The organism is Streptomyces sp. V1I1 (assembly GCF_030817355.1).
Classification (GTDB): domain Bacteria; phylum Actinomycetota; class Actinomycetes; order Streptomycetales; family Streptomycetaceae; genus Streptomyces.
Genome location: NZ_JAUSZH010000001.1, coordinates 1,581,191 through 1,607,726, shown reverse-complemented (window position 1 = coordinate 1,607,726; position 26,536 = coordinate 1,581,191). Strand labels below are relative to the sequence as shown.

The window sequence follows — 26,536 nt, the reverse complement described above, 5'->3', positions numbered from 1 at the left end:
TCAACCCCTCTGCGGAACGACCTGGAAGTACACCGCGGTCATCACGAAGTTCGTCACGAAAAGCAGCATGAAAGTGATCACCACCGACTGGTTCACGGCGTCGCCAACGCCCTTCGACCCGCCCTTCGCGGTCAGTCCCTTGTACGAGGCGACGATCGCCGCGATGGCGCCGAACACCAGGGCCTTAAGCTCGGCCGCCCATAGGTCGGACAGCTGGGCGAGGGTGGTGAAGGAGGCGAGATACGCGCCGGGCGTACCGTTTTGCAGGATCACGTTGAAGAAGTAGCCGCCGGCCACTCCGACCACCGACACAAGGCCGTTGAGGAGCACGGCCACCACCATCGAGGCCAGCACCCGCGGCACGACCAGGCGGTGGATCGGGTCGATGCCCAGCACTTGCATCGCGTCGATCTCCTCACGGATCTTGCGCGCCCCGAGGTCCGCGCAGATCGCGGTGCCGCCCGCTCCCGCGATCAGCAGCGCGGTGACGATCGGCGAGGCCTCCCGCAGCACCGCCAGCACCGAGGCCGCGCCGGAGAACGACTGGGCGCCGAGCTGGCGGGTCAGACTGCCGATCTGCAGGGCGATGACCGCCCCGAAGGGGATGGAGACCAGAGCGGTGGGCAGGATGGTGACGCTCGCGATGAACCAGGCCTGCTGGATGAACTCCCGCACTTGGAACGGACGCCTGGGGAAGGTCCGTACGACGTCCAGGGCCATCGCGAACAGGCTGCCGGAATGTCGCAGGGCGCCTGTGGGGGAAAGGCTCATGCGTCCGCCACCTCCACCTTGTGCAGCGCCGCCTCACGGCGGGCGATCGCCTCCCAGCGGGGCGGCCGGGTGATCCCGGGGCTCGGCAGCAGGCGGGGCGTCATCTCGTCGGCGCCCTTGGGAGCGCGCAGGTCCCTGTCGCCGAGCCGCGCCAGCTCCTGCTCGACCTGGGCGGCGTCCTTCTCCTCCGCCATGCCGATCGGCCCCTGCATCCGGCCGTTCAGGAACTGCCGCACGACCGGCTGGTCGCTGGTAAGCAGCTGTTCCCGGGGGCCGAACATCACCAGCTCGCGACGGAAGAGCAGTCCGATGTTGTCCGGGACCTGCCGGGCCGATGCGATGTCGTGCGTGACGATCAGGAAGGTCGCGTCGATCTGCGCGTTGAGATCGACGATCAGCTGATTGAGATACGCCACGCGAACCGGGTCGAGACCCGAGTCCGGCTCGTCGAAGAGGATGATCTCCGGATCGAGCACCAGGGCCCGCGCCAGCCCGGCCCGTTTGCGCATGCCGCCGGATATCTCGCCGGGCAGCTTCTCCTCGGCGCCGATCAGTCCGACCATGTCCATCTTTTCCAGGACGATCTGCCGGATCGCGCTCTCCGTCTTGCGGGTGTGTTCACGCAGCGGGAAGGCGATGTTGTCGTAGAGGTTCATCGACCCGAACAGCGCGCCGTCCTGGAACAGCACGCCGAACTGCTTCCGCACCTCGTACAGGTCGTGTTCACGCAGCTTGGTGATGTCCGTGCCCGCGATCCGGATCGCGCCCGCCTCCGGCTTCAGCAGGCCGACCAGCGTCTTAAGGAATACGGACTTGCCCGTGCCCGAAGGGCCGAGCATGACCGAAACCTCGCCGGCGGGCAGCGTCAGCGAAACGTCCTGCCAGATGACCTGGTGGCCGAAGGACTTGGTCAGCCCTTCCACACAGATCTCGACACCCATCCGGTTCACCCTTCAGCAGTGGAGCAGCTCCGACATCTGCTCTACGGGGAAGGGCGGCCCGTCCGTCGCGCCGAAGCACGAAATTTTTTACGGGCGCGAAATCAGGAGTGAACTTCGGCGTGCCAGGTGGCCGCGGGCAGCTACGGGCGCGGCAGGGACACCGGGGCGGACGGCGTGGCCAGGGGCACCGAGGCCGACGGCGTGGTCACGGGCACCTCCGGCACGGAGGGCACGGTCACCTCGGGCGCGACCGTCATAAGGGGCACGTCCGGCGCTTCGAGCACATCCGGCACTTCGGGCACGTCAGGTATGTCGGGGACGTTCGGCACTTCAGGGACGTCCGGGGTGGAGAGCGGCGGCAGCGGTGGCAAGGTGACCTCCGGCAGGGACGGCAGCGCGGGCAGTGTGCCTCCGGGCGCGTCCGTCCCGCTCGTGGTGGTCCCCGACGCCGCCTCTGCGGGGGTGCCGGCGGCCGACGGCTCCGCTCGGCCGTGGTCCGGTGTCCGCACGTCCGAGGCCTTCGACGGGGCGGGCCCGGCACCAGGCCCGTCCCAGTCGTGGGCGTACGGCAGGATGAACCCGGCGACGACCAGCGTCGCCGCCGTCGAGGCCACTGCCACCGCCTGCGCGTTCACGCCCGTCCGGGGCCGGTTTCGACCGCACAGCCACAGGGCCAGCGCCAGCGTGCCGGCCAGCGTATTGCGCAGCGTCCGCCGGGCTCGCGCCAGCAGCGACTCGACCGTCCGGTAGCTCAGCCCCATCTCGTGGGCGACCTGGCCGACATCGAGGTCCTCGGACTTCAGCCGGATCGCCTGCGCCTGCCGGGCGGGCAGTTCGTCGGTGCGCACGGCAAGCCACTTGGCCTCGGCCCGGTCACAGACCGCCTCGTCGACGGGCACCGGGCCCGTCGGTACGAGAGTCGCGCTGCCGCGCACCTCGGCCTCGCGGTTGACCTGCCGGTAACGGTCGACGCACAGCCGCATGGTCACTGTCGTCAGCCACGCGCCGAGCCGCTCGTCGTCCAGATGCGGGTTCTCGGCAGCGCGCAGCATGGCCTCGTGTACCGCGTCCTCGGCGTCCTCCATGCTCATGGAGCGGCGGCGGGCCACCTTGAGCAGCTGCTCGCGGTGGCTCCACGCGCGCTGCCACCGCTCGTGGGCAGCCGTGTCCGCCGGCCCGCCCGAGTACGCAGGCATGTCCGTCGCCATGAGGGCCCCTTTGCGCTCACCGCCGGTTCGGTGCTGTCCGGCGGATGGCGACATTACCGCCGGGTATCCGGAGTTGGGGAGGGGGTGGCGCTCATCGAGTCCTTACCGTTGCTGGTCAGCCAACCTGTCCGTTGCCGGCCAGCGAACCTGCGCCGGGCAGGACACTGTCGCCGGGCAGCTCGACACCGCTTGTGGGGACGGGAATCACGGGCTCCGCGGGCTTGGGGCCACCGCCCGGCGCGGTCTTCGACGGTGAGGGTGAGGGCGTGGGCGAGGACGGCCCGGGGGAGGCGTCATGCGGGGCGGCCGGGCGTGCGGGAGCCGTGGAGGCCGACGGCCGCGGCCGAGCCGGACGGGACGGCTCCGGGGCCGGGCGGGTGGCGGATCCGCCGAGGTCCGGCACCATCCGGTGCCCTTCGAGGAAGTACCCGAACCATGCCTTGACCGTGCGCAGATACTCGGCGGAGTGGTTGTAGCCGAGGATCGCGAGGTCCAGGTCGTGCGGGTCGGAGAGATCCCGCCCGCCCGCGCACAGGTAGCGGCCGGCCGAGAGGGCCGCGTCGTAGACGTTGCCCGGATCGCTACGTCCGTCGCCGTTGCCGTCGGAGCCCCAGGTGGCCCACGTGGAGGGGATGAACTGCATCGGACCGACGGCGCGGTCGTACGCCGTGTCCCCGTCGTGCACCCCGCCGTCGGTGTCCCTGATGAGGGCGAACCCGTTGCCGTCCAGCCGCGGGCCGAGAATCGGTGCGACGGTCGTGCCGTCCGCGGTCACCCGGCCGCCACGCGCCTGCCCGGACTCCACCTGGCCGATCGCGGCCAGCAGCTGCCAGCGCAGACGGCAGCCGGGCGCGCTGCCCGCGAGGTCCGACTCGGCCTGCCGGTATGCGGCCAGGACCGTGGCAGGCAGAGCGCCGCCGACCAGTGCGGCGGAGCCGTCGTCCGTGTCCCGTCCCCTCTCGCGGGCCCGCAGCGGCGGAAGCTCGGTGCGGTACGGGGTGTCGCCGGTCACGCTCTGCCCCGGCGGGGGCGTCGGACGCTGAGCCGGGGCCGAGGCGTGTGCCGCCGACCCCGACGCCCGTGAGGCGGTCAGCGCCGCCATGGCCGCCGTCGCGACCGCTGTTGCCTTGACACCCCTGCGCTTGCGCCCGGTCATCTTGCGCCCAGTCATCATGCAGACCCCTCCCAGTGCCGCCGAGCCGGAGATGAGGGCCGGCGCGGCTTCCGTCACCTGCTCTACGCGGGGACATAGCGGGTCCGTCGCGCACAGCTGCGCCTTTTCCCGGTCGGACGGCGACGTGTCCCGGTCGGGCCGGCGCCTTCCCGGTCCGGGACGGCGCCGACGGCGTGGAAGGGCACCGCTAACGTGGGCGCATGGAGCGATTGCGGGTGGAGTTCACCACCGAACCCTTCGACCTCGATGAAGCGCCGGCCCATGCGGTGGTCGCCCGCGAGGTCATCCAGGCGGCCGAGCTGGACGCCGTGGATGTCGGCCCGTTCGGCAATACGGCGGAGGGCGGCGCCGACGTGGTGCTGAGCGCGGTCGACGCGCTGCTGCGCCGGGCTCTGGAGGCCGGCGCCACTCGTGTCTCGTTGCAGATCAATGTGATCGGGGAGGGGGAGAAGTGACCCAGCCGGGAGATCACCCCCTCTTCAGCGCCGTGAAGCCGCTCGTCGATGCGATGGGCGCCGAGATATTGAGCCCCGAGCAGGCCAGTCCCGACGATGTGGTGCTCGCTTGGGAGGGCGAGGACGTGCTCGCCGTGCGGCTGCCGCAGCTGTCGGACTCCCTCGACCACATCCTGGCCGCCATGGAGCGCCGGCACGGGATGCCGCTGTCCGAGCTGGACCGGAAGACGAAGCAGCTGGTCGTACGGACACTGGAGGCGCGCGGCGCCTTCTCCGTACGGCACGGAGTGGAGACGGTGGCGGGCGCCCTGGGCGTCAGCCGCTTCACCGTCTACAACTACCTGAACAGGGAAAACGCCGCGAAGAACGGCTGAGAGCCCGCAGTCGTGAGCCGCCGTCCGGATGTCCGGACGGCGGCTTCCGTGTCGCCGAGTTTTCAACAAAGTGTTGACGTTATGTTGCCCGAGGGCGTTAGCTGTCCGCAGCCCTTCCATGCACAGCGAAAAACAGCCACGGAGGCTCCCGTGACTTCGAGTCCGCTGCCGGGTCTCGCCCGGTTCAACACCTCACAGGACAGCGCGGCCCTGGCCGCCCTGCACGAGGTGTGCGCCAGTTCGGCGTGGGGGAGCAAGCTACTCGCCCAGCGCCCGTACGCCACCGTGGAGGCCCTCTTCGACGCAAGCGACGCCGCCATGGCCGAGCTGAGTGCCGAGGACCTGGCCGAGGCGATGGCGGGGCACCCGCCGATCGGCCGGCCGAAGCCCGGGGACCCCACCTCATCCCGCGAACAGAGCGGGATGGCCGGGGCCGCTGAGGCGCTCAAGGCTGAAATGCTCGAACTGAACCTCGCCTACCAGGAGAGGTTCGGACATGTCTTTCTTATCTGCGCCACCGGCCGCACCGGTGAGCAGATGCGTGACGCGGTCCGCGAGCGGATGAGTAACTCGCCCGAGCAGGAGCGGGAAATCGTCCGCACCGAGCTGGGCAAGATCAACCGCATCCGGCTGACCCGCCTCGTAGCAGAAGGAGAGTGACGTCTTGAGCACCGAGACCACCGCATCGGTGTCCACGCACATCCTGGACACCAGCGTCGGACGCGCCGCCGAGGGCGTCGCCATCTCCCTCGCGGCCCGCAGCGGCCTCGACGCGGAGTGGGTGGCGCTCGGCGGATCGAAGACCGACGCGGACGGGCGCTGCAAGGACCTGCCGGCGCTGCCGGAGACAACGACCCACGTACGTCTCGACTTCGAGACCGAGGCGTACTTCGCCAACCAGCCCACCAAGCAAGCCGAGGCGCAGCAGGACGCCCCCCGCGTAAGGGACAGCGGTGCGTTCTTCCCGGAGGTGGCGATCACTTTCGCCGTCAGGCCGGGCGAGCACTACCACGTACCGCTGCTGCTCAACCCGTTCGGCTACTCCGTTTACCGAGGGAGCTAGCAGACATGCCCACGATTCTCGGCCAGAACCAGTACGGCAAAGCAGAGAACCGCGTCGTCAAGATCACGCGGGACGGCGACACCCACCACATCAAGGACCTGAACGTCTCGGTCGCCCTCTCCGGTGACATGGACGACGTCCACTACTCCGGCTCCAACGCCAACGTCCTGCCGACCGACACCACCAAGAACACGGTGTACGCGTTCGCCAAGGAGTACGGCATCGAGTCCGCCGAGCAGTTCGGCATCCACCTGGCCCGTCACTTCGTGACCAGCCAGGAGCCGATCCATCAGGCGCGCATCCGCATCGAGGAGTACGCCTGGGAGCGCATCGAGACCTCGGACAACAACTCCAAGTTCATCGGAGCCGACGAGGTCAAGCACTCCTTCGTCCGCAAGGGCCAGGAGACCCGCGTCACCCAGATCACCTTCGACGGTGAGAAGTGGCAGGTCATCTCCGGTCTGAAGGACCTCACGGTGATGAACTCGACGAACTCCGAGTTCTGGGGCTACGTCAAGGACAAGTACACGACGCTCCCGGAGGCGTACGACCGCATCCTCGCGACCGAGGTGTCCGCCAAGTGGCGCTACAGCTGGTCGTCCGACGAGGAGCGGATGCCGAGCTGGGAGAAGTCGTACGAGCAGGCGAAGAAGCACATGCTCCAGGCCTTCGCGGAGACGTACTCCCTCTCGCTCCAGCAGACCCTGTACCAAATGGGTTCGCGCATCATCAACAGCCGCAGCGAGATCGACGAGATCCGCTTCTCGCTGCCGAACAAGCACCACTTCCTGGTCGACCTCGAGCCGTTCGGCCTCAAGAACGATACCGCCGACGGAGCTGTCTACTTCGCGGCGGACCGCCCCTACGGCCTGATCGAGGCCACCATCCTGCGGGACGGCGTCGAACCGCAGATCCCGGTCGACATGACCAACCTGTAGTAGTCCTGCTGTATCCCCGACGCGTGCGCCGGCGTCAGGTCCCAGGGGGAGAGCGGGGGCATCTGCGCAACAACAGCACCGCGGACCCGGTCGTCACCCCGCTCGACCCCCGGGTCCGTTCCATCAATGGGAAGAACGAGGACCCGCCATGGCGGCTTCGCGCATCGTCATCGAAAACTGTGCCATCGCGACCGTGGACGCGAACGACACCGAGTACGCCTCCGGCTACGTCGTCGTCGCGGACAACCGGATCGAATCGGTAGGAGGGGGCAAGGCTCCCGCAGACCTGGAGAACGTGGCCCGCCGCATCGACGGCACCGGGCATCTCGTCACGCCCGGCCTGGTCAACACCCACCACCACTTCTACCAGTGGATCACCCGGGGTCTGGCCACCGACCACAACCTCTTCAACTGGCTGGTGGCGCTCTACCCGACGTGGGCGCGCATCGACGAGCCGATGGTGCGCGCGGCGGCACGGGGCTCCCTCGCGATGATGGCCCGCGGCGGTGTCACCACCGCGATGGACCACCACTACGTCTACCCGCAGGGCTCCGGCGACCTGTCCGGCGCGATCATCGGCGCGGCTTCGGACATGGGTGTGCGGTTCACCCTCGCCCGCGGCTCCATGGACCGCGGCAAGTCGGACGGCGGCCTGCCGCCGGACTTCGCCGTCGAGTCCCTCGAAGGCGCGCTCGCCGCCACCGAGGCGACCATCGACAAGCACCACGACGCCTCCTTCGACGCGATGACGCAGATCGCCGTCGCACCCTGCTCACCCTTCTCCGTCTCCACCGAACTGCTGCGCCAGGGCGCCGAGCTGGCCCGCCGCAAGGGCGTCCGGCTGCACACCCACGGCTCGGAAACCGTCGAGGAGGAGGAGTTCTGCAAGGAGCTCTTCGGGATGGGCCCGACCGACTACTTCGAGTCGACCGGCTGGCTCGGCCAGGACGTGTGGATGGCCCACTGCGTCCACATGAACGACTCGGACATCGCCGCCTTCGCCCGTACGGGCACGGGCGTCGCGCACTGCCCGTCGTCCAACGCCCGCCTCGCCGCCGGTATCGCCCGGGTCCCCGACATGCTGAAGGCGGGCGTCCCGGTCGGCCTCGGCGTCGACGGCACCGCCTCCAACGAGTCGGGCGAGCTGCACACCGAACTGCGCAACGCGCTCCTCATCAACCGGCTCGGGGCACACCGCGAAGCCGCCCTGAACGCACGGCAGGCGCTGCGCCTCGGTACGTACGGCGGCGCCCAAGTCCTCGGCCGCGCCGACCAGATCGGCTCCATCGAGGCCGGCAAGCTCGCCGACCTGGTGCTCTGGAAGATGGACACGCTCGCCCACTCCTCCATCGCCGACCCGGTGATCGCGCTCGTCTTCGGCGCGGCCGCCCCCGTCACGCTCTCCCTCGTCAACGGCAAGACCGTCGTCGAGGCGGGCCACCTCACCACGGTGGACGAGGACGCCATCGCCCGCTCCGCGCGGGACGAGGCACAGCGCCTCGCGCGCATCGCCGCGCAGGCCTGACCCGAAGGAAGTCCGGTCGAGGGGGACGGCCCTCGACCGGCGGCCGTGGACCCGAGCGGGGTCCATGGCAGCCGGTCCCGGCGGGGTGCGCACCGCAAATCGGTGCGCACTCCCCGGGACGGTGACTCGTGTCTTCACCACCCCGGAAGGCCTGCACACCTCGCGTTCGCACCACCTCCCTGACCCTCGCGTCACCGCCGACGTGTAACCGACCGGAGGAACCGCAGTGGCCGAACAGCCCAGGTTTCACAACGATGCAGGCGCCGCACCCGACCGGAAGCACCCGGTCGACGAGACGCTTCCGCCAGTCAAGATGTTCACCAGCGGCCTTCAGCATGTGGCCGCGATGTACGCGGGCGTGGTGGCCCCGCCCATGATCGTGGGTCCCGCCGTGGGTCTGAGCGCCAAGGAGACCGCCTTCCTGATGGGGGCGAGCCTCTTCACGGCCGGCATAGCCACCCTGCTGCAGACCCTCGGCTTCTGGAAGGTCGGCGCCCGGCTCCCGTTCGTCAACGGAGTCTCCTTCGCCGGTGTGACCCCGATGATCGCCATTGGCAAGGACCGCGGTGCCGACGGCATCACCGTCATCTTCGGCGCGATCATCGTCGCCAGCGTGCTGGGGTTCGTCCTCACGCCGTACTTCTCGAAACTCGTCCGCTTCTTTCCGCCCGTGGTCACCGGCACCGTCATCACGCTGATCGGTGTCTCGCTGTTGCCGGTCGCCTTCAACTGGTCGCAGGGCGGCAACTCCGCCGCCGCCGACTACGGTTCGATGAAGAACATCGGCATGGCGGCCCTCGCCCTTGTGATCGTGCTCGCCCTGCGCAAACTGCTGCGCGGCTTCCTCCAGCAGATCGCGATCCTGCTCGGTCTCGTCGTCGGCACCGTCATCGCCGTCCCGATGGGGATGACCAGCTTCGACGCCATGAAGAACGCCGACGTGGTCGGCTTCCCGACGCCTTTCCACTTCGGCGCCCCGCAGTTCGAGATCGCCGCGATCGTCTCGATGTGCATCGTGATGCTGGTCTGCATGACCGAGTCCACCGCCGACATGCTCGCTCTCGGCAGGATCGTCGACCGGCCCGCGGACCGGCGGATCATCGAGGGCGGACTGCGCGCCGACACCCTCGGCAGCGCGATCAGCCCGCTCTTCAACGGCTTCATGTGCAGCGCCTTCGCCCAGAACATCGGCCTGGTCGCGATGACGAAGGTGCGCAGCCGGTTCGTCGTCGCCGCGGGCGGCGGCATCCTGATCCTGTTGGGGCTGTGTCCGGTCGCGGCCTCGGTGATCGCACTCGTACCGCTGCCGGTTCTCGGTGGCGCGGGCATCGTGCTCTTCGGCTCGGTCGCCGCCAGCGGCATCCAGACGCTGGCCACCGCCGCCCTGGAGAAGGGCGAGAACGCGCTGATCGTCGCGGCCGCCGTCGGCATCGGGCTGATCCCGATCGCCGCGCCGGAGTTCTACCACGCCTTCCCGAAGGACGCGCTCGTCGTCCTCGACTCGGGCATCTCCACCGGCTGCATCGTGGCGATCGTCCTGAACCTGGCCTTCAACCACCTGGGGAAGAAGCGGAGTTCGGAGCCTTCGGTGGTTACCGCGACCGGCTCGGAGACGGTCGCGGTCCACTGATCCGTGCGCATCGGCGCCGTCTTCTGCGGTATGCGCAGCATCTGAACAACGGCGGAGGGCCGGGTGTCCGCGGCTGCGGGAACACCCGGCCCTGGGGGCCGTGGGCTGTGCCGGCTCTGCTCAGTCGATGTGGAAGCTGTCGCCGTAGACCTTCCAGTCCAGCGGCGTGTTGAGGTTGAAGTTGTTCTTCTTGACGAAGACCCGCTGGGCGGTGTCGACCCGGCTGGTGTCCTCGTGCGCCTCTTCTTGCTTCATCGCCCAGACCCGGGCGTCGAGGAAGGCATTGAGATACGTCTTCTCGTCGCCGCCCTGCGCCGGCGTCTTGGCCTTTGCGAGGGCCTTCTTGCGGATGTTGCTGAAGCTGGTCGAGTCGCCACCGTCGCCGTGCATCACGATGGCGTCGTAGTAGATGAACTGGCCGAGGACACCTATGCCGTCACTCTTGCCGCGCTTGACGGCCGGGTTGAAGTAGACCCGGTCGCGCTCGTCGTTCTGCGCCTTCTTGAACTCCGCGTCCTGGGCCGCCTTCTTCCAGTCCTTGGTGAAGTTCGGGTCGAGGCCCGAGTGCGAGTCGCTGCCGTCGACGTTTCGCAGCGCGGGCAGGTACCTGGCGAGTACGTTGCCGGGCTTGCGCTCGGTGTAGAGCTCGACCAGATCCAGCATGTCGCCGGTGCCGGAACAGAAGCCGATGATGCCGGCGGTGTAGCCGCGGCCGTCGCCGATGTCCTCGATGTACTTGTACTGCGCCTTCCAGTCCAGCGATGAGTTCTCCGCGCTGGACACGAGCTTCATGGCGATCTCCTTCTTCGCCGGGTCGTCAAGGCCGATGGCGGCCGGGGCAGGTGCCGGGGCGGGTGCCGCGGCGGCCGGGGCCTGGCCGGTGTGCTCGGAGGATGTGGCTGCGAAGGCGGTGGCCGGTACCGCGAGCAGGGTCACGCCGAGCAGGACACGGGGAAGGAACTTCAGCGGTCGTGTGGTGCGTGCATGGGGGGTGGGCACCTGTCCTCCAGAGGGAGTTCGACGTTCCGGTGGTCTGTTAGGAAGCTTTCCTATCAGAGTGCCCACGGAGACGTACACCCCTTCTCCATGCCGGAGTTCGGGCGCGCTCCTGCGACGCGAGTCTCAGCCCAGGAGTTCCGCGCTGCTCGCCGGCTCCACCCGCGGCTGCCCGTTGAGGCGGTGCCGCTCGATGGATGAGCGGCGATACACCTCCTCGCGGACCCGCTGGATCTCGCCGATCGGCCGGTGCTCCTCACGAGTGCGCCAGGGCGTGATCGACGTGCCGTCGGCGGCGGCCAGGTTCTCCTCGCCGCCGATGTCCTGCCGCGGGATGGCGATCGTCGCGACCGTCACCCACGGAGACAGCGGCTCGGGCCACTCCACCGAGGTGTTGTCCACCGGCATCCGTGCCAGATCGGCATTGAGCTGCACCTGCAACTCGAAGACGTGGTCCCGCTCGGCGGCCTCCGCCACCAGCGTGTTGCGGAACGCCTCGCCATCCGCCCGGACGTTGACGGTCAGATGCGTGACTGGGGAGGTGGGCACCGTGCGCACCTTCGCGATGTGGTCGCCGTACCGGAAGGCGCCCATGCTGTTGTACGTGTATGAGAAGAGGTTCTGCCGCGGGACCTGAGTGAAGGACAGCATCGCGAACAGCTCGTCCCACAGCCACTCGTCCGAGGTATTCAAGGTCCCCCGCCTGGTGAGGAATTCACCCATCCAGGACTTCCGCCGCGCCGGGTTCACCAGCGCGTCGGGCAGCTCACTGAACAGCTCCTCGATGACCATGTAGTCGTAGGCCGTGTTGGCGAAGAAGACCCGGTTGTTGATCAGGTTGAGGTCGAAGGTCGTCTCCGTGGCCTCGTCGGCGAGCAGGGAGTCGCCGGGCACCCCGAACATCTTGATCCCCATGCCGCATGCCGCGCCGAGCAACGAGTCGGCCCGCAGATGGCCGAGTCCGTTGGAGTACCGGACGACCGCGTCATAGGTGCCGGGCCCGGCGAAGATCCCCTGGTCGTAGGGCTCCGGCACCTCACCGACCGTAACCGTTGCCTTGACCAGTCCGTACGTCTTGCCGTGAGCCGTCCTGACCGAGCGCCCGACCCCCTGCCGCTCGACGGACTCCCGGGTGCGCCGGGCGACATTACGGACGACCTCGTCCAGCTCCTGCTGGTAGGTGGGCCGCTCGGCGGGGGTGTATGTCTCGTACCTGACGAAATCCATGGCGGGGTTCTCCTCTGGCGCGTCCTGCGTGGCCTGTGTCCTACGAGAAAAGTAGCCCGCTATTAAATTGTGCACAACATAACCGCCTGTGACGGTCCCCACTGTGGGATGCCTACCGTTGCGCTCGGCCTCGAGCGGCCGCTGCGCCCGGTGCTCCTGCTGCTACGCAGACGACGTGGGGTCCCACGCCATGAGGTTGCTGAACAGCTCCGCCTGCTCGATCGCGTCGTCCAGAGCGTGGTGGGTGTGCCGCCGCCTGGAGAGCAGCTCGCGCGGCATCGTGCCCTTGGCGACGGCGCGCAGCGGGAGCCGTGCCTTCGTCGCGTACAACGTCTTCATGTCCAGGCATCCGGAGTGCCCGAAGGGGCTCGCCCCGGTGAACCGGATCAGATACCAGTACAGGAAGGTCCAGTCGTACGAGGCGGGGTAGCCGCACATCACCGGCTGGGCGCCCGCGCTCACCTCGCGCACCCAGGTGCTGAACTCCGCCATCGCGGCGGCCGGTTCACTGCCCTCGGCGATCAGCCTGTCCCGGTCGAGTCCGCTGACGGCCAGCGCCTCGGGCACGAAGTCCTCGCTGATGGGCCGCAGTTCACGGTAGAAGGTGTACGCCTCGGGGGCGGCCGGCGCATAGCCGTCCGCATCCTGGCGGCCGGCCACGGCCGCACCGAAGCTGATCATCGAGTACGGGCCGGGGATCGGGCCGTCGGCCTCGATGTCGACGGAGATGCAGAGGCTGGGTTTCACACGACGTGCCATACCGGGAGCATCGCATCGGCGCTGCCCCCGGCACATCCGGATTTGATGAGCGGTCCGCTCACGCCCGGTCCGGCTGGGCGGTGGCAGGGGCGGTGGCGGGGGCCACGGGCGGGGCGGAGGCCGGGGCCTCACGGATGGCCGCCCGGCGGGGCGTCCGCAGCAGCCCCGCGGCCGGCGCCAGAGCAGCCGTCGCCACCGCCGACGCCGTGAAGAAGGCGAGCTGGTAGCCGCCGTTGAGTGCGGGGGTGGCGGAATCGCCCGCCCGCAACAGATCTTCCGTACGCCCAGAGGCGAGCGTCGACAGGACCGCGAGGCCGAGCGCGCCGCCCATCACCTGCGTCGTGTTGAACAGACCCGACGCGACCCCCGCGCGCTGCTCACGCTCATCGAGTGGGCCGACCGTAACCGCGTGCATATCGCGGAGGCGCGGGCCGAGTACGACGAAAAGCGCGGGGTGGCCTGAGCGCGAGGCCGCGCCGGTCGCGGTTCCCGCCCTACTGGCGGTCGGCCATATGCTCGACCGGGCTGGCACCCCCGCACCGGCAGCCCGCGCCGAACGTCTTCCGTCCCGCGCCGGCGGCCCCCGGGTCTCAGTCGCCTGGCTGCCAGTCGGGCCGGCGCCCGCTCAGGCCCACCACCCGGTCAATCAGCGGCGCGTCCTCAGCCACCTTCACCACCGGGCCGAACATCCCGTCCCGGCTCGGGTCGTCACCGGCCGGCTTCAGCAGGTCGTACGACACCCGCAGGCTCGCGTCGCCAGGGGCGTACCCCTGACCCGTCGCCCGGGCCAAATCCCAGCCGTGAATCACGAGTTCGTTCAGGGCGACCCGTCCGGCGACCGCGGCCGGGAAGGTGATGCCGCCCGCCTGGGTGTCGCCGTCCCACGCCCCGGGCTTCTGCCAGGCCTCCGCCAGCTCGTTCAGCCGCTGCGGAAGCACAGCACGCCAGTCGTCGTCGAGGACCGGCAGCACCGACCCCGGGTCGGTACTGGTACTCGGCCCGAAATCCTTCCGCGCGGCGTCCCGGAACGCGGTGGACAGCCCGACGAGATGGCCCAGCAGCTCCCGTACGGCGTACTTCGGGCAGGGCGTCGGGTCCGCGAGCCGTTCGTCGCCGATGGCTTCGAGCAGCTGCGCCACGGCGCGGGCAGCCGGGTGGAGGTCGGGGGAGGAGGTCTGCGTATTGGAATCCATACACACAGGACCGGACCGGTAGCCAAAACTCATCGCTCCCCGCCCAGACACAGGAATGATCGCCTGATCGGGGCATCCGCACGCGGCCGGACCGCCCGAGCCGCCCCGGGGCCCATACGCTCCCCGAGTGACCCGTGCCACTGACCTGAACACTGGACTTGACGACTTCCTCGCCTGGGCAGAAAAAGAACGCGGGGCCCCGGTGCCCGTGCGCGTCGCGGACGCCGTACTGACGCTTCTGGCCGTGCGCGGCGCGGACCGCAGGGCGGGCGTGCCCGAGCCGACCCCGCAGCTCCTGCGCCGCGTACTGCACGAGGACCTGCCCCCACTGCTCTGCGCCACCCCGACGGAACTCGCCGCCGTGCCCGGCGTACTCACCGCTCTCGCCGACTGCGTCCGGGCCGCGGGAAGACTGAACGCCAAGCGCCACACGCGTCTGGTCGCCGCGATCGACGACGCCATGCCGGAGTTCCGGCGGGCGATCGCCGATCCCCGGAACCTGACCTGGCCGGGTTGGTACGCGTCGCTGCTGCGCGCCGACGGTGTCGATCCCGACGACCCCGCCGCCGTACGGGCATGGCTCGCCGCTCATGAACGCGCACCCCACGCCGACCGGCCCGCCCTCCCCGCGCCACTGCACCGGTCCGACGTCGCGGCCCGCACCTTCGCCGTCCGCGTCCAGCTCACCGAGACACTGCTCGCCGCCTTCGCCCACGACGTCGAAGGTCCCTCACCGGCCGGACCGCTCCTGCCCCCTCCGCCGCTGGACGCCGACCGCCCGGACGAGGCGCTGGGGGAGGAGCTGGAGCGGATCGCGGGCGCGCTGATCGACCGCTGGACGGCCGCGGGCCTGAGCGACGCACTCGCAGGACCGTACGCCGGCCTCGCGCCCGGGCCGGAGTCGCTGCCGCACGTTGCCCTCGCTGACCGCCTGCTGGACGAACACCTCGACTACTACGGCGATTCGGGCACCCCGCTGCCACCGCCGCCTGCCCTCCCCGCCCCCGAGGGCATCCGCGGACTGCTGCATCGCGCACCGCTCCCGGCGGCTCTCGCGGCAGGCTCCGACGACCTGCGCGACCTCGCGGAACGGTGCGGATTTCCCGGGCCCGCCGCCGATGTCTGGACCCGGGGAACCCCGCAAGAGCTGACCGAACTGGGCGCGGACATCCTGACGGCGGTCGTGGAGCGCATCGCGGCCGCCGCGCCTGACACGGACAAGGAGCCCGCCCGCGACGACGCCCGCCGCGGCGTCCACGATGACGTCCAGGACTACGCCCTGGACGCGGCGCATCTCCTCTACTCGCTGTACGAGCGCGGCGGCACCGCCGACTCCGTGGCACGGAAGGCCGCCGAACACGGCTCCTGGCAGGTCGACCCGTCGCTCGAGGACGCGCCCGTACCGGTCCCCGACACCGCCCCCGCCGACTACGTGACGCCGTCACCGGACGAGCTGTCCGTCCTGCTCGGCATCCCCGGCCTGGGCGAGGAGGAACGGGCCGAACTCGACGGCCCTGCCCGCGCACTGTCGGACGTGGTCGATCAACTGGCCGAGACGGGCTGCGTCTTCCGCGCCGGCGACTCCTACGGCCTCACCCCGCTCGGCAACGCTGTCCTGCGTCACGTACTGGCCGCGGGCCAGGTCGCCGCGCCGGACGAGGAAACCGTCGCAGCCTGGGATGCCGCCGAGGTCATCACCGCCGTCCAGAACTGGCCGCCGAAGACAGCGGCCCGCACACTCGCGCAGTGGACGGCCGGCCACGGCGGCGGATCCTGGAGCGACCTGCTGAACGCCCTCGACATCGCGAAGCGCACGGACTTCACCGACGTCCGTACATCGACCCTCTTCACGTACCTCGACCTCGCCGCCGTCCCCGCCGAGGCCCTCCGCTCCGCCCTCACCCACCCCGTGACCGGCGCCTACGCACACCGCCTGCTGCACAGCCGCGGCGAGGCCGCTCCCTCGGACGCCGAACGCGTCCCGCAGAGCGCCCGTGCGGTGCTGATCCTCGAAGAACTGGAGGCTCGCTGGACCGAGGATCTGCGTATGTACGCGCGGGCCATGACGGAGGAGGAAGAACCGGACCTGACCGCCGTACCCTGGGCCCTCCCCGACGCCTTCGACGCGGCCGCGTCGACCTGGCCGGGCGGAGCGCTCTCCCTCATCCCGGCTCTCGCGGAAGCCCATCCCCCCACATCGGTAAGGGTGCTGGAGCAACTGGGTGGTGGCCACCCGGACCCCCGGGTGGCGGCACTGGCGTCCCGCACCGCGAAGGCGGCGAAGGCGGCGAAGGCGAAGCCCTGAGGCCTCATGCACAGGGTTCTCGCTGGTGGCGGGAGTCTTCGGCCTCGGGCTTACGCAGTTCCCCCGCCACTGTCCGACCGGTCCTGGAGCAGCCCGAGGACGCGCTCCGCCACGTGCCGGCGGCTGGAGGACCGGGTCAGCCGGCCGCCGGCCGCCAGCTGGCTCGCCAGGGTGGAGCACAGCCGGTCCCGGTCGGCCGCAGTCAGCCCGGGGGCGACGAGTTCGGCCAGAACCAGTGCAGCCGCGCAGGGTCCGTACAAGGTCCAGACGTGCGACGGCGTCGATGTCGTACTGGCGGTAGCCGGCCGGGCTGCGGCCGGTCGGCGCCACGATCCCCGAGTCGGAGTAGAACCGAATGGTCTTGACCGTCAGCCCGGTCCGCCGGGCCAGATCGCCGATCGAATAGAGCGTGTCGCCGTCCATGCACCCACCCTCACATCTCCCCCTACGGGAGACTCAAGCCCCCGCCGAGGTGGGGTGGGCGCCGTCGGCTATGGTGCCGGGCACAAGCACCGGGGAGGGTGGGAGTGGCGATGGCGTCCGAGGGTCCGATCGACCTGATCAGTCTGGAGGGCGAGGGCAACAGCGTGATCGTACGGATCACCGGGAGGCGGTCCGCCCAGGACCCGCCCCGCACCGACGCGCTGGTCGGAGAAATCCTCGTCGACACCGCTTTCGTACGTGGAAGCATCGCAACATGGATCTTCCCGGAGGACCTGACGGAGTGGCAGGAAGCCCTGGACGCGCTCGATTGCGGGGCGGACGTCGTATGGCGTGAGGACGAGCGCACGACCGAGGTGCTCATCAGCCGCGACCCGGACGGTGAGCGGGCCCACGTCACCATCGCGGACCGTTCGATGTCGCTTACGACCGTGACGGTCACTGTCGCTCTGGCCGACGCCTGGTTCGACGACGCCTACCACCGCCTGGACCAGGTTCGGAAGGCCTGGCCGTCGGAAGGCGCCTGAACGGCACTGTCCTTTATTGCCGGCAGAGGTTCGTGGCGATGGTCAGGAAGACGTAGTAGTTCGCGATGTCGCTGACCGTGGCACTGAACCAGGGGCTGGACTCGCCGGTCTTCATGACGTAGACCCTGCCTGCCTTGACGTGGATCTCCTGGACGTCGGGCCAGGGGAGTTGGCTTTTCCCGGTGGTGGCCATGCCGGTGCGGGAGACCGAGAAGCCACCGAAGTTGGTCGTCTGACCCTCCAGGATGGATTCCAGGACCGCCGGGCCCTGGGCGCGGACGATGGCCTCCTGCATCCAGGGTCCCCAGGTTTCGGGACCATCGTAGAATTCCGTGATCGTTGTGCCGGTGACGCCCGGGGCGACGACTGAGTAGGCGTATCTGACGGGGCCGGGGACATCATTGATGATCACCTGGGTGATCTCCTGGTAGAGCCTTATGGAATCCCAGCGGACGGCGATCATTCCGTCGCCGAACTGCCGGTGCACGATCATTCCGTTCTCGAACAGGTAGAGGCGCTTGGCGGCCTGCTTCCGGCTGAAGTTCGGGGTCCGGCGCAGCCACCAGAAGAACACCAGAGCGGGGATCACGAAGGCCACCAGCAGATTGACGAGCGTAAAGATGTAGAGGGCGAAGATCAGTTTGCCTAGACGCTTGGGGGCGAACGTGCCCTCAAGTGCGCCCAGGCGGTGACGGGCGGCCAGTTCGGCGACCTCGGGTGAAAGGGATGTCGTTGCTGTCATGAGCAGCCTCTGCTTCACGCTGGAGTGACGGGTGTCGGGCCGTTCGGGGCGCTGGAGTTCGCGTACGTCGGTCAGGTCAGCGCCGTGTCTGCGTGATGAGTTGAGCGAGCAGGTGGGTGCGGGGTGTCATCTGTGCGACCTCGACGTACTCGGTATCTGCGTGGGCGCCGCTGCCGACGGCACCCAGGCCGTCCAGCGTTGGGCAGCCTGCGCCCGCGGTGTAGTTACCGTCCGAGGCGCCGCCGACGGCGGCCCCCAGCAGCGGCTCCTGGCCCAGCTCCGAGGCGATTTGGGAGGCGAGGCTGAACAGTTCGGCGGAGGACTCCGGTTCCATTGGCGGCCGTTGCTTGCCGCCCAGCACCTTCAGCCGGGCTCCGTGCGTCCGGGCGGTCAGCCCCCGCATGAGATTGTCAATCCGGTCCTGCGTCGCCAGGGTCGGCACCCGCACGTCCACCGATACTTTCGCCAGCGCGGGCACTGTGTTGAGAGTGCTGCCGGCCGACAGCAGGGTGGGTGTGATGGTCGGGGCTCCCAGGACGGAGCAGGTGGTACCGGTTGTATCGGTGCTACAGATGGCACCGGTGGTACCAGTTGCACCGGTGGTACCAGTTGCACCGGTGGTACCAGTTGCACCGGTGGTACCAGTTGCACCGGTGGCACCCATCGAGGCTGCGAGACCGGCGATGGCCAGCACCTGGTGAGCGGCCTCGATCGCGGCGTTGACCCCCTTCTCCGGCTCCAGACCCGCGTGGGCGGCCTTGCCGTACACCACGACCTCATACCGTGAGGTCCCCATACGGGCGGTCTTGAGTGCGCCCTCTTCGTTCGCTGCCGCCTCCAATACGAAGGCGGCCGCGCAACCGCGCGCGGACTCCTCGATCAGCTCCCGGGAGGTCGGGGAGCCGACTTCCTCGTCCCCGTTGATCAGCACGCACACGCCGTCCGGGGACGGCAGGGAGGCCAGCGCGTGGAACATCTGCACCAGCCCCGCCTTCATGTCCAAGACCCCGGGGCCGCGGGCGATCCCGTCGGCCACCGACCAGGGGTGGGTCTGAAGCGAGCCCACGGGCCACACCGTGTCGTGGTGTCCCACCAGCAGCACCCGCGGCGTGCCGAAGGTCCACCGCAGGTGGGTCACACCGTCGATCACGATCGTCTCCGGCACGGCGCCCAGCAGTCTCGCGCCGAGGGCGCCGACAACCTCGGCGCTGCGGGCCAGTGCCGCGTGGTCGGCCGAGAAGGACTCACAGACCACGAGTTCCTCCAGATCGGCCAGCATCGCCGGCAACGCGATCGTGGCCCCCGCAGTCACCGGCCCCGTCCCATCTCAACCTGCTGTAAAGCCGGCACATCTCCTCCTTGGATCTCCTTCTCGGACCATGTGTGCGACGTTAGGAGCCGACAAGACATTCCACCAGCGACTAGATTGCATCGGAGCCATGCCTTGGAGGAATGTGTTTGACATCGACGCGCTGCGCCTGCTGGTGACCGTGGCCGACACCGGGTCGTTCACCAAAGCGGCGGTTCGGCTCAACTACACGCAGTCGGCGGTCTCTCGGCGGATTGCCTCGCTGGAGCAGCAGGCGGGTGGGCCGCTGTTCGAACGGCTCCCCCGGGGCGTACGGCTGAATCCCGCTGGTCGTGCGCTGCATCGTCACGCCGTGGACGTGCTTGAGCGTCTGTCGAGGGCGGAGCAGGAGCTGGCCGTGATCCACGCGGGTCACGGCGGGACACTGCGCGTAGGGGCGTTCGGGACCGCGAACGTCTCCTTGGTGCCCGCTGCCTTGCGGGCATTCAAGCAGGCCAGGCCGGATGTCGAGGTCATCGCGGTCGAGGGCCGGAGCGGTACGTTGATGCAGCGCCTTGCGGATGGGGCACTCGACCTCGCCGTGGTCAGCGACTATCCGTCCGGTCTACCCTCGGCCGACGGTGTCACAACGGCCGTTCTGCTGGAGGACGAGTTGTTCGTCGCCCTCCACCGCGAGCATCCCCTGGCGGGAGCCGGGACGATCGACATGCGCGAACTGCGCGACGAGGCCTGGCTCCAGGACGCGCCTGCGGGGGGCTCTCCCACGCTGCTCACCGATGCCTGCGCCCGGGCGGGCTTCGGGCCCAAGAAGATCATCAAGATCGCGGAGTGGACCGGGAAGTTCGGCTATGCAGCCGCCGGGCTGGGGGTGGCGCTTGTCCCCTCGCTGGCCGCCTGGGCGGTCCCGGCCGAACTCGTCCTTTGCCGACTCGGCGACCTCGCCCTGCGCCGGACCGTACATGTCGCGCTGCCCGCCGCCCCGCTGCCGGCGGCACTGAAGTTGCGGGATCTGCTGCACGACGCGGTTGATTGAACGGTGCCACTGAGTGGCCAGTGCGTCGACGAAGGCCATGCCGCGGCCCGACTCCTCGTCGGAGGGGTGAAGTTGAGGGTCGCAACCGCGCTGCCGACGTCGGGACGTCGTCAGAAAGACGTCTCCCGCACACTGGCCCGGTCCGAGGGAACGGTCGTCGCCGTGATCTCCGAGCGGTGCCGGTCACCCGCGAATGTCAGCGTCAGGGTGTCGGGCGCGCTCTGTGTGGTGCTCGCCGTGAAGCCCTGGTTCGGCACCGCCGAGATGAGGCACACCCCGCCGCTTCCGTAGCGCACGGTGGCCTTCCCACCCTGGGACGAGATGGTGTGCACACCCGAGCCGCCCTGTTCGCAGCCCTCGCCATCCGAGTTCGCTCCGGACGGCTCCTCGGGAGGCCGAGGAGTCGTGCGGGCCGCGGGGGTTGGCGACGCCGTACGGGGTCTGTCGGTCTTCCGGGGCGGCGTCCGCCCGGTCGCGGACGGGCTCGGGGTGGGCTCGGGGCTCGGGGAGGCGCTCGGGCGCGGTGTCACCGAGGCCTGCGGTGAGGCGGCCGCGAAATCCTTCGGCGCCGACTGCGCGACCGGCGCCGTCGGCCGGGTCGAGCCCACCACAAAATGGACCGTGATCATGACGGCCGTAACGCTGGCCGCCGTGCAGGACAGCCAGATGAGCACGTAACGCAGGTACCGGGGCACGACACCATCTTGGCGGACCCGCTAACGTGCCTGCTCATGGCCTCCGTACTTGTCGTCGAGGACGACCCAGTCATCCGGGCCGCGCTGATCGAGGTCCTCACCGGACACGGGTACGCGGTGAAGACCGCTCACCAGGGTTTCGAGGCGCTGCGGCAGATCACCCAGGGCCCGCCCGACATCGTCGTGCTCGACCTCGGACTGCCGGACCTGGATGGTCTCGACGTGCTGCGGATGATCCGCGGTATCTCACGCGTACCCGTACTGGTCGCCACGGCCCGCGACGACGACACGGAGATCATCAGACTCCTCAACGCCGGAGCCGACGACTACATGGTCAAGCCCTTCTCAGGCGGCCAGCTCGCCGCCCGGATCGCCGCCGTACTGCGGCGGTCCGGGCCTGGCGCGGACGACGGCGACCGTCAGCCGGTCCTGCAGGTCGCCGGTCTCAGGATCGACCCGCTCGCCCGGACCGCGCACCTCGACGGCGACGAACTCTCCCTGACCCGGCGGGAGTTCGACCTGCTCGCCTACCTTGCGCGCAACGCCGACCAGGTCATATCCCGGCAGCGCATACTCGCCGAGGTCTGGCAGCAGCCGTATCTTGAGGACCAGACGGTCGATGTCCACCTCTCGGCACTGCGCAGGAAGCTGGGCGAAAAGGCCGCGGATCCGCGCTATTTGCACACTGTGCGCGGTATCGGGATCAAGCTGGTCGCCTCGCCGTCATGAGACGCGCCCTCGCAGGTATCTCCCTCGCCGCGACGCTGATGGTCGCGCTGTCCTTCCTCATCCCGCTCGCCCTGCTCGTACGCGAACAGGCCCGGGACCGGGTGACCACCGCCGCCGAACAGCGTGCGGCCGCCCTCGCGCCGGTACTTGCCCTGACCACCAGACCCGCCGATGTACAGCAGGCCGTCGCGGGCCTGGGCTCGGACGACCAGCTCGCCGTACGGCTCCCGGACGGTCGGCTCGTCGGCACTCTGCATGCGCCGCCGGAGGCGCTGGACCGCGCGGTGCGCAAACGGGAGACGCTGGCGCTCGACACCGCCGAGGGATGGAGCTATCTCCAGCCCGTCGTCCTCGACCGGAACCGGGTGGCGGTCGTCGAGGCATACGTACCCGCCGGGTATTTGACCCGGGGCGTGTGGGCCTCGTGGGGCGTCATGTCGCTGCTCGCGCTCGGTCTGGTGGGCGGCTCGGTGCTGGTCGCCGACCGGCTGGGCGCCCGGGTCGTCCGCTCCACCAGGAGCCTGAAGCGTGCCTCCCTGGCCCTGGGGTCGGGGGACCTCGACGTACGGGTGGAACCGGACGGTCCGCCGGAGTTGCAGGAGGCAGGGGCCGCGTTCAACACCATGGCCGACCGGGTCGTGGAACTGCTCGCCATCGAGCGGGAGATGGTCGCGGACCTCTCGCACCGGCTCAGGACCCCGCTGACCGCGCTGTACCTGGAGGCGGACCTGCTGGGCGGTTCACCGGGCGCCCGGCGGATCACGGAGGCCGTCGCGCAGCTGGAGAGCGAACTGGACTCGATCATCACCGCAGCCCGCACCCCGCTGGCCGCCGGCCCGGCGAACGGGACGATTCCGGCACGCCCGAGCGAGGTGACCGAAGTGGTGGCGATGCGGCTCGACTTCTGGTCGGTGCTCGCCACCCAGCAGGACCGGCTGTACGAACGCTCTTTCACACCGCGCCCGACGCCCGTACGGTTCCCCGAGGACGATCTCGCCGCGGTCGTGGACGCGCTGATCGGAAACGTCTTCCGGCACACTCCGCAGGGCACTGCCTTCGCCGTACGCGTGGAGCGCACCGACCGCCATGTGCTGCTGACGGTGGAGGACGCGGGTCCCGGCGTTGCCGACCCGGACGCCGCACTCACCCGGGGTGTAAGCGTCGGCGGCTCCACGGGCCTCGGCCTGGACATCGTGGCTCGTGCGGCCCGCGCGGCGGGCGGGGAGCTGGAGATCAGCGGCGCGCCGATGGGCGGGGCTCGGGTGCGGGTGTCGTTCGGACTGGCGGGCGACGAGCGGTAGCGGGTCCTACCGGCTTGCGCCGAAGTTCTGCGTCCACCAGGGGCCGCCGTCCCCGAAGTGCACGCCGATGCCTATCTCCTTGAAGGAGCAGTTGAGGATGTTGGCGCGGTGGCCGGGACTGTTCATCCAGGCGTCCATGACGGCGGCCGCATCGGACTGCCCGCGGGCTATGTTCTCGCCCAGCGTGGACCAGAGATACCCGGCGGCGTCGACGCGGCTGCTCATCGTGGACCCGTCGGGCCCGGTGTGGGACATCACGCCACTGCGGGCCATGACATCGCTGTAGTCGTCCGCGGCCTCGGTCAGCTTCGCGTTCGAGGTGAGCGGCGAGCAACCGGCCGACGCGCGCTCCTTGTTGACGAGCGAGAGGACCTGGGCCTCGGCACCGTTCGAGGACCCCGAGCCGGACCCCGACCCGGAACCGGACCCGGAACTGCCGGAGGACGAGGCAGATCCGCCACCACCTCCGGACCCACCCGTTCCGCTCCCGCTCCTCGTCTGGATCCTGGGTTTCGGCGCGGCCTTGGGACTCGCCGTCTGCTTCGGCTTGGCGGAGGCCGGGAGGGAGGCGGACGGGCTCGTCGATGCCGTCGCGTTCGGGCTCCCCGAAGGCGAGGCAAGCGGCGACGCGCTGTCCGCCGCGGCATCGTCCTCGCCCGGCCCGGCCACGTCACCGGCGGCGTTCGTCTCCACCCGGCCGGCCGTTCCGCCATCGTTCCCGCCGACTGTGGCGAGGGTGGCTCCGACACCCGCGGTTACGGTGATCACGCCCAGGGCCAGCACGGCGCTGCGCGCCCGCAGCCCGCCCTTGGGACGGGCGTGAGAACGGGAGTTCGGGCCAGCGGCTCGTCGGGAACCCATACGTGCAACACCTCGGAAGGAAGACGGCTGAGCAAGCGAGATCCCGGCAGACGCAGCCGCGCCCACCGGGATCACGGTGGGGGGTTGACGAGAGCGTAAGCCGGTCCATGCGTCGAAAGACCCCGAGGAAGCGCTTCTTCAAGAAGCCATAAGAAAGCCATCAGGCTCCGGCAAGGTACGCCGGGCAGAGCCGCGGGGCTATGTACGGGTGCACCCCTTGTGAGCCAACACAGCTTGTGGCATACAGGTCTGGACCATTGCCGTCCGCCGCGGAGGTCCGACCGTGCAAAGTCCCCCCACCCTGCCCCCCACACTGCCTGCGTTGGCCTGCGCCGCCGCTCTCCTGCTGACCGCCTGCGGAGGCGAGGGCAAAGACACCGAGAACCCGTCACCCCCCGTCGGCGTGACGGCCCAGGCAGGCAGTGCCACCTCCGTGCATGTCATGTGGGAGCAGGCCACCGACAACAAGGCGGTTACCGGGTACGAGGTGTTCCAGCAGGGCGCCAAGGTCAAGACGCTGCCAGGCACCAAGCACATGGTCGACATCGACCGGCTGTTCCCGTCGACGGCGTACAGCTTCACCGTCCGCGCGCGGGACGCCGCCGGGAACCTCTCGAAGCCCAGCCCCGCGACAGCCGTCACCACCCCGGCCCCCACGCCGGAGGACAAGAAGGCGCCCACGGCGCCGGCCAAGCTGCTGGGCAAGGTCGACGGAGGCCGGGCGGTCACCCTGTCCTGGGCGAAGGCCACCGACAACATCGGGGTCACCTCGTACGACATCTACCAGGAGGACTCCCGTATCCACAGTGTGCCCGGGACCGAGACCACCGCCCGCGTCACCGGCCTGCGGCCCGGCACCGTCTACACCTTCACGGTGCGGGCGCGGGACGCCGCCGAGAACTCGTCGCCGGACAGCAACTCCGTGGATCTCACGACGGCTTCGGCACCGGGCAAGGGCCCCAGCACCGCGCCGACCGATCTCAAAGCGACGGCCCGCAAGGGAAACGTCGATCTCACCTGGACGCCGCCGCAGACTGGCGCGCCGGTCAAGGAGCATCAGCTGTACCTGAACGGGAAGTTGGCCACCACGATCGTCTGGGGCGCCGCGCCGCCGACTGGGACGGCGACGTACACCTTCATGGTCACGGACAAGCCCGGCACCCGTTACAGCGTCAAGCTCCGGGCGAAGCTGCCCGACGGGAAGTGGGGCGACTTCTCCGCGCAGCGCACGGTGGTCGTCGGCGGGCGGTGAGCGCCCCTCCGGTGTGAGCGTTCACGCCTGCTCAAGTGCCGCCCGCTCGACACGGTGTTGGTGGACGCGCAGGTGCAGGGTGGCCAGATCGAGCAGCGGGGTCGCGACCGACAGGGCGCGGGCGCGCCTCACGAGGTCGCCGAACACGTGCTCGACCTCAGTGGGACGACCGGCCACGACGTCGCGGTACATGGAGGGCGCGAACGGTGATTCGGCCCGGGTCACGGTCGAGGTGGTGGCGGCGAGTTCGGCATCCGGGACGGGGAAGCCCGCCGCCGCCGATACCGCGGCGGCCTCGGCCAGGATGGCGGGGCCGAGGCCGGAGCCACCGGGGACCGCGCTGACATCGCCGACCGTGCCGCGCATCAGGCAGGTCAGGGCACTCACGGTGGTGATGAAGACCCACTTGTGCCACATCGCCGCGACGATGTCCGTCGACACACTCGCGTCGATGCCCGCGTCGTCCAGGAGGGCGTGGATGGAGTCCACTCGTGGTGAGGGTCGGCCGTCCTGTTCGCCGATGGTCAGGGTCGCCAGTGGGGCGAGGCGGACGATGTCGCCGTCGTCGTTCACGGTGGTGACGACCTTGGCCACGCCGCCAAGAACCGGTCGGGCGCCGAAGCGTGCGTTGAGCTCTTCGAGATGGGCCATGCCGTTGAGGAAGGGCACGATGGCGGTCTGCGGGCCGATCGCCGGGGCGACATCGTCGATGGCCTGCTTGAGGGTGGTCGCCTTCACCGACAGCAGCACCAGGTCGTAGGGGGAGGAGAGTTCGACGGCGGTGACCAGCCGGGGTGTGATCACCTCATCCTCGCCCAGACCGGTGATGCGCAGACCCCGCTCACGCAGCGTCGCGGCGCGGCGCGGGCGGACCAGGAAGGTGACATCCCGTCCGGCCTGGGCGAGGCGGGCGCCGAAGTAGCCTCCCGTGGCTCCGGCGCCGACGACCAGGATCCTCATGAGCGTTGAACCTTTCGAAGATCCGTCGCGGACACGCCGATGCGTGGTGATCGTCGCAGGGTAGGTCAGAGTACTTCGGTGAGCGAACTGTTTGTGTTGACGGAGCATGAAGACGCCCCAGGTGCCG

Annotated in this window: 29 protein-coding genes and 1 pseudogene; 14 read left to right on the top strand and 16 right to left on the bottom strand. The window is 69.6% G+C overall.

The window, feature by feature from the left end; genetic code table 11:
• From QFZ67_RS07870 to QFZ67_RS07855, 4 genes are all read right to left on the bottom strand, one after another.
• The gene (locus QFZ67_RS07870) at positions 1–771 is read right to left on the bottom strand and encodes an ABC transporter permease (RefSeq protein ID WP_307660376.1); all 771 of its coding nucleotides are present in this window, start codon (positions 769–771) and stop codon (positions 1–3) included.
• Positions 768–1,712: an ABC transporter ATP-binding protein gene (locus QFZ67_RS07865; RefSeq protein ID WP_307660375.1), complete on the bottom strand. Its 945-nt coding sequence runs from the start codon at positions 1,710–1,712 to the stop codon at positions 768–770. Before QFZ67_RS07865 ends, QFZ67_RS07870 begins: the two co-directional genes overlap by 4 nt.
• Before the next feature lie 140 nt (positions 1,713–1,852).
• Positions 1,853–2,920, bottom strand: a complete 1,068-nt coding sequence (locus QFZ67_RS07860) for a sigma-70 family RNA polymerase sigma factor (RefSeq protein WP_307660374.1) — start codon at positions 2,918–2,920, stop codon at positions 1,853–1,855.
• Positions 2,921–3,035: 115 nt separating this feature from the next.
• A complete protein-coding gene (locus QFZ67_RS07855) occupies positions 3,036–4,094 on the bottom strand; it encodes a lytic transglycosylase domain-containing protein (RefSeq protein WP_307660373.1) in 1,059 nt (352 codons plus the stop codon).
• Between the two features lie 200 nt (positions 4,095–4,294).
• Between QFZ67_RS07855 and QFZ67_RS07850 the strand changes: the two genes are divergently transcribed.
• From QFZ67_RS07850 to QFZ67_RS07820, 7 genes are all read left to right on the top strand, one after another.
• The gene (locus tag QFZ67_RS07850) at positions 4,295–4,549 is read left to right on the top strand and encodes a hypothetical protein (RefSeq protein ID WP_307660372.1); all 255 of its coding nucleotides are present in this window, start codon (positions 4,295–4,297) and stop codon (positions 4,547–4,549) included.
• Positions 4,546–4,923 carry a helix-turn-helix domain-containing protein gene (locus tag QFZ67_RS07845; protein ID WP_307660371.1) on the top strand — a complete coding sequence of 126 codons (378 nt, stop codon included), beginning with the start codon at positions 4,546–4,548 and terminating at the stop codon, positions 4,921–4,923. The genes QFZ67_RS07850 and QFZ67_RS07845 overlap by 4 nt, the downstream gene beginning before the upstream one ends.
• A gap of 150 nt (positions 4,924–5,073) precedes the next feature.
• On the top strand, positions 5,074–5,583 hold the full coding sequence (uraD, locus tag QFZ67_RS07840; protein WP_307660370.1) for a 2-oxo-4-hydroxy-4-carboxy-5-ureidoimidazoline decarboxylase: 510 nt from the start codon (positions 5,074–5,076) through the stop codon (positions 5,581–5,583).
• A 4-nt stretch (positions 5,584–5,587) separates the two neighbouring features.
• A complete protein-coding gene (gene uraH, locus QFZ67_RS07835; protein WP_307660369.1) occupies positions 5,588–5,986 on the top strand; it encodes a hydroxyisourate hydrolase in 399 nt (132 codons plus the stop codon).
• 5 nt (positions 5,987–5,991) lie between these two features.
• On the top strand, positions 5,992–6,924 hold the full coding sequence (gene pucL, locus QFZ67_RS07830) for a factor-independent urate hydroxylase (RefSeq protein ID WP_307660368.1): 933 nt from the start codon (positions 5,992–5,994) through the stop codon (positions 6,922–6,924).
• Between the two features lie 148 nt (positions 6,925–7,072).
• On the top strand, positions 7,073–8,449 hold the full coding sequence (locus QFZ67_RS07825) for an 8-oxoguanine deaminase (protein ID WP_307660367.1): 1,377 nt from the start codon (positions 7,073–7,075) through the stop codon (positions 8,447–8,449).
• 226 nt (positions 8,450–8,675) lie between these two features.
• Positions 8,676–10,079 (top strand): nucleobase:cation symporter-2 family protein, encoded by a 1,404-nt coding sequence (locus QFZ67_RS07820; RefSeq protein WP_307660366.1) that lies wholly within the window; start codon positions 8,676–8,678, stop codon positions 10,077–10,079.
• A gap of 120 nt (positions 10,080–10,199) precedes the next feature.
• On the opposite strand, the gene QFZ67_RS07815 is transcribed toward QFZ67_RS07820, so the two are convergent.
• The 5 genes from QFZ67_RS07815 to QFZ67_RS07795 form a co-directional block, all read right to left on the bottom strand.
• Positions 10,200–11,078 carry a chitosanase gene (locus tag QFZ67_RS07815; RefSeq protein ID WP_373429963.1) on the bottom strand — a complete coding sequence of 293 codons (879 nt, stop codon included), beginning with the start codon at positions 11,076–11,078 and terminating at the stop codon, positions 10,200–10,202.
• 123 nt (positions 11,079–11,201) lie between these two features.
• The gene (locus QFZ67_RS07810) at positions 11,202–12,302 is read right to left on the bottom strand and encodes a catalase family protein (protein WP_307660365.1); all 1,101 of its coding nucleotides are present in this window, start codon (positions 12,300–12,302) and stop codon (positions 11,202–11,204) included.
• Between the two features lie 162 nt (positions 12,303–12,464).
• On the bottom strand, positions 12,465–13,061 hold the full coding sequence (locus QFZ67_RS07805; RefSeq protein ID WP_307660364.1) for a 3'-5' exoribonuclease domain-containing protein: 597 nt from the start codon (positions 13,059–13,061) through the stop codon (positions 12,465–12,467).
• Positions 13,062–13,119: 58 nt separating this feature from the next.
• The gene (locus QFZ67_RS07800; RefSeq protein ID WP_307660363.1) at positions 13,120–13,476 is read right to left on the bottom strand and encodes a hypothetical protein; all 357 of its coding nucleotides are present in this window, start codon (positions 13,474–13,476) and stop codon (positions 13,120–13,122) included.
• A 175-nt stretch (positions 13,477–13,651) separates the two neighbouring features.
• Positions 13,652–14,254, bottom strand: a complete 603-nt coding sequence (locus QFZ67_RS07795) for a TIGR03086 family metal-binding protein (RefSeq protein WP_307660362.1) — start codon at positions 14,252–14,254, stop codon at positions 13,652–13,654.
• A 127-nt stretch (positions 14,255–14,381) separates the two neighbouring features.
• Between QFZ67_RS07795 and QFZ67_RS07790 the strand changes: the two genes are divergently transcribed.
• Positions 14,382–16,559, top strand: a complete 2,178-nt coding sequence (locus QFZ67_RS07790) for a hypothetical protein (RefSeq protein ID WP_307660361.1) — start codon at positions 14,382–14,384, stop codon at positions 16,557–16,559.
• Positions 16,560–16,609: 50 nt separating this feature from the next.
• Here the strand turns inward: QFZ67_RS07790 and QFZ67_RS07785 are convergent, their stop codons facing one another.
• The gene (locus QFZ67_RS07785; protein WP_307660360.1) at positions 16,610–16,819 is read right to left on the bottom strand and encodes a hypothetical protein; all 210 of its coding nucleotides are present in this window, start codon (positions 16,817–16,819) and stop codon (positions 16,610–16,612) included.
• Positions 16,803–16,982 (bottom strand): annotated as a pseudogene (locus QFZ67_RS07780) (MerR family transcriptional regulator); the annotation flags it as partial. The gene QFZ67_RS07785 and the pseudogene QFZ67_RS07780, both read right to left, overlap by 17 nt.
• Before the next feature lie 110 nt (positions 16,983–17,092).
• Between QFZ67_RS07780 and QFZ67_RS07775 the strand changes: the two are divergent.
• Positions 17,093–17,527: a DUF5959 family protein gene (locus QFZ67_RS07775; protein WP_307660359.1), complete on the top strand. Its 435-nt coding sequence runs from the start codon at positions 17,093–17,095 to the stop codon at positions 17,525–17,527.
• A 13-nt stretch (positions 17,528–17,540) separates the two neighbouring features.
• Here the strand turns inward: QFZ67_RS07775 and QFZ67_RS07770 are convergent, their stop codons facing one another.
• A complete protein-coding gene (locus QFZ67_RS07770; protein ID WP_307660358.1) occupies positions 17,541–18,269 on the bottom strand; it encodes a DUF6585 family protein in 729 nt (242 codons plus the stop codon).
• 76 nt (positions 18,270–18,345) lie between these two features.
• Positions 18,346–19,548 carry a M20/M25/M40 family metallo-hydrolase gene (locus tag QFZ67_RS07765; RefSeq protein ID WP_307665759.1) on the bottom strand — a complete coding sequence of 401 codons (1,203 nt, stop codon included), beginning with the start codon at positions 19,546–19,548 and terminating at the stop codon, positions 18,346–18,348.
• A gap of 160 nt (positions 19,549–19,708) precedes the next feature.
• Here QFZ67_RS07765 and QFZ67_RS07760 point away from each other — a divergent pair, with 160 nt between their 5' ends.
• Positions 19,709–20,611, top strand: coding sequence for a LysR family transcriptional regulator (locus QFZ67_RS07760; RefSeq protein WP_307660357.1), 903 nt, complete (start codon positions 19,709–19,711; stop codon positions 20,609–20,611).
• A gap of 110 nt (positions 20,612–20,721) precedes the next feature.
• Here the strand turns inward: QFZ67_RS07760 and QFZ67_RS07755 are convergent, their stop codons facing one another.
• Positions 20,722–20,943, bottom strand: a complete 222-nt coding sequence (locus tag QFZ67_RS07755; protein WP_307660356.1) for a hypothetical protein — start codon at positions 20,941–20,943, stop codon at positions 20,722–20,724.
• Between the two features lie 73 nt (positions 20,944–21,016).
• Between QFZ67_RS07755 and QFZ67_RS07750 the strand changes: the two genes are divergently transcribed.
• From QFZ67_RS07750 to QFZ67_RS07740, 3 genes are read left to right on the top strand one after another with little or no spacing between them, the layout of a single operon-like run.
• Positions 21,017–21,289, top strand: a complete 273-nt coding sequence (locus tag QFZ67_RS07750) for a hypothetical protein (protein ID WP_307660355.1) — start codon at positions 21,017–21,019, stop codon at positions 21,287–21,289.
• Positions 21,290–21,342: 53 nt separating this feature from the next.
• Positions 21,343–22,035 (top strand): response regulator transcription factor, encoded by a 693-nt coding sequence (locus tag QFZ67_RS07745; protein ID WP_307660354.1) that lies wholly within the window; start codon positions 21,343–21,345, stop codon positions 22,033–22,035.
• Positions 22,032–23,336 (top strand): HAMP domain-containing sensor histidine kinase, encoded by a 1,305-nt coding sequence (locus QFZ67_RS07740; protein WP_307660353.1) that lies wholly within the window; start codon positions 22,032–22,034, stop codon positions 23,334–23,336. Before QFZ67_RS07745 ends, QFZ67_RS07740 begins: the two co-directional genes overlap by 4 nt.
• Before the next feature lie 6 nt (positions 23,337–23,342).
• Here QFZ67_RS07740 and QFZ67_RS07735 read toward each other — a convergent pair whose 3' ends face one another.
• The gene (locus QFZ67_RS07735) at positions 23,343–24,197 is read right to left on the bottom strand and encodes a CAP domain-containing protein (RefSeq protein ID WP_307660352.1); all 855 of its coding nucleotides are present in this window, start codon (positions 24,195–24,197) and stop codon (positions 23,343–23,345) included.
• A gap of 322 nt (positions 24,198–24,519) precedes the next feature.
• Between QFZ67_RS07735 and QFZ67_RS07730 the strand changes: the two genes are divergently transcribed.
• Positions 24,520–25,449 carry a fibronectin type III domain-containing protein gene (locus tag QFZ67_RS07730; protein ID WP_307660351.1) on the top strand — a complete coding sequence of 310 codons (930 nt, stop codon included), beginning with the start codon at positions 24,520–24,522 and terminating at the stop codon, positions 25,447–25,449.
• 21 nt (positions 25,450–25,470) lie between these two features.
• On the opposite strand, the gene QFZ67_RS07725 is transcribed toward QFZ67_RS07730, so the two are convergent.
• On the bottom strand, positions 25,471–26,409 hold the full coding sequence (locus QFZ67_RS07725; protein ID WP_307660350.1) for a ketopantoate reductase family protein: 939 nt from the start codon (positions 26,407–26,409) through the stop codon (positions 25,471–25,473).
• Between the last annotated feature and the right edge of the window lie 127 nt (positions 26,410–26,536).

Bases quoted from the DNA above. Each gene is read 5' to 3' on its own strand.
- QFZ67_RS07870 (WP_307660376.1), bottom strand. From the start codon at position 771: ATGAGCCTTTCCCCCACAGGCGCCCTGCGACATTCCGGCAGCCTGTTC.
- QFZ67_RS07865 (WP_307660375.1), bottom strand. From the start codon at position 1,712: ATGGGTGTCGAGATCTGTGTGGAAGGGCTGACCAAGTCCTTCGGCCAC.
- QFZ67_RS07860 (WP_307660374.1), bottom strand. From the start codon at position 2,920: ATGGCGACGGACATGCCTGCGTACTCGGGCGGGCCGGCGGACACGGCT.
- QFZ67_RS07855 (WP_307660373.1), bottom strand. From the start codon at position 4,094: ATGATGACTGGGCGCAAGATGACCGGGCGCAAGCGCAGGGGTGTCAAG.
- QFZ67_RS07850 (WP_307660372.1), top strand. From the start codon at position 4,295: ATGGAGCGATTGCGGGTGGAGTTCACCACCGAACCCTTCGACCTCGAT.
- pucL (WP_307660368.1), top strand. From the start codon at position 5,992: ATGCCCACGATTCTCGGCCAGAACCAGTACGGCAAAGCAGAGAACCGC.
- QFZ67_RS07825 (WP_307660367.1), top strand. From the start codon at position 7,073: ATGGCGGCTTCGCGCATCGTCATCGAAAACTGTGCCATCGCGACCGTG.
- QFZ67_RS07810 (WP_307660365.1), bottom strand. From the start codon at position 12,302: ATGGATTTCGTCAGGTACGAGACATACACCCCCGCCGAGCGGCCCACC.
- QFZ67_RS07805 (WP_307660364.1), bottom strand. From the start codon at position 13,061: ATGGCACGTCGTGTGAAACCCAGCCTCTGCATCTCCGTCGACATCGAG.
- QFZ67_RS07800 (WP_307660363.1), bottom strand. From the start codon at position 13,476: ATGCACGCGGTTACGGTCGGCCCACTCGATGAGCGTGAGCAGCGCGCG.
- QFZ67_RS07795 (WP_307660362.1), bottom strand. From the start codon at position 14,254: ATGGATTCCAATACGCAGACCTCCTCCCCCGACCTCCACCCGGCTGCC.
- QFZ67_RS07775 (WP_307660359.1), top strand. From the start codon at position 17,093: ATGGCGTCCGAGGGTCCGATCGACCTGATCAGTCTGGAGGGCGAGGGC.
- QFZ67_RS07770 (WP_307660358.1), bottom strand. From the start codon at position 18,269: ATGACAGCAACGACATCCCTTTCACCCGAGGTCGCCGAACTGGCCGCC.
- QFZ67_RS07765 (WP_307665759.1), bottom strand. From the start codon at position 19,548: ATGCTGGCCGATCTGGAGGAACTCGTGGTCTGTGAGTCCTTCTCGGCC.
- QFZ67_RS07760 (WP_307660357.1), top strand. From the start codon at position 19,709: ATGCCTTGGAGGAATGTGTTTGACATCGACGCGCTGCGCCTGCTGGTG.
- QFZ67_RS07745 (WP_307660354.1), top strand. From the start codon at position 21,343: ATGGCCTCCGTACTTGTCGTCGAGGACGACCCAGTCATCCGGGCCGCG.
- QFZ67_RS07740 (WP_307660353.1), top strand. From the start codon at position 22,032: ATGAGACGCGCCCTCGCAGGTATCTCCCTCGCCGCGACGCTGATGGTC.
- QFZ67_RS07735 (WP_307660352.1), bottom strand. From the start codon at position 24,197: ATGGGTTCCCGACGAGCCGCTGGCCCGAACTCCCGTTCTCACGCCCGT.
- QFZ67_RS07725 (WP_307660350.1), bottom strand. From the start codon at position 26,409: ATGAGGATCCTGGTCGTCGGCGCCGGAGCCACGGGAGGCTACTTCGGC.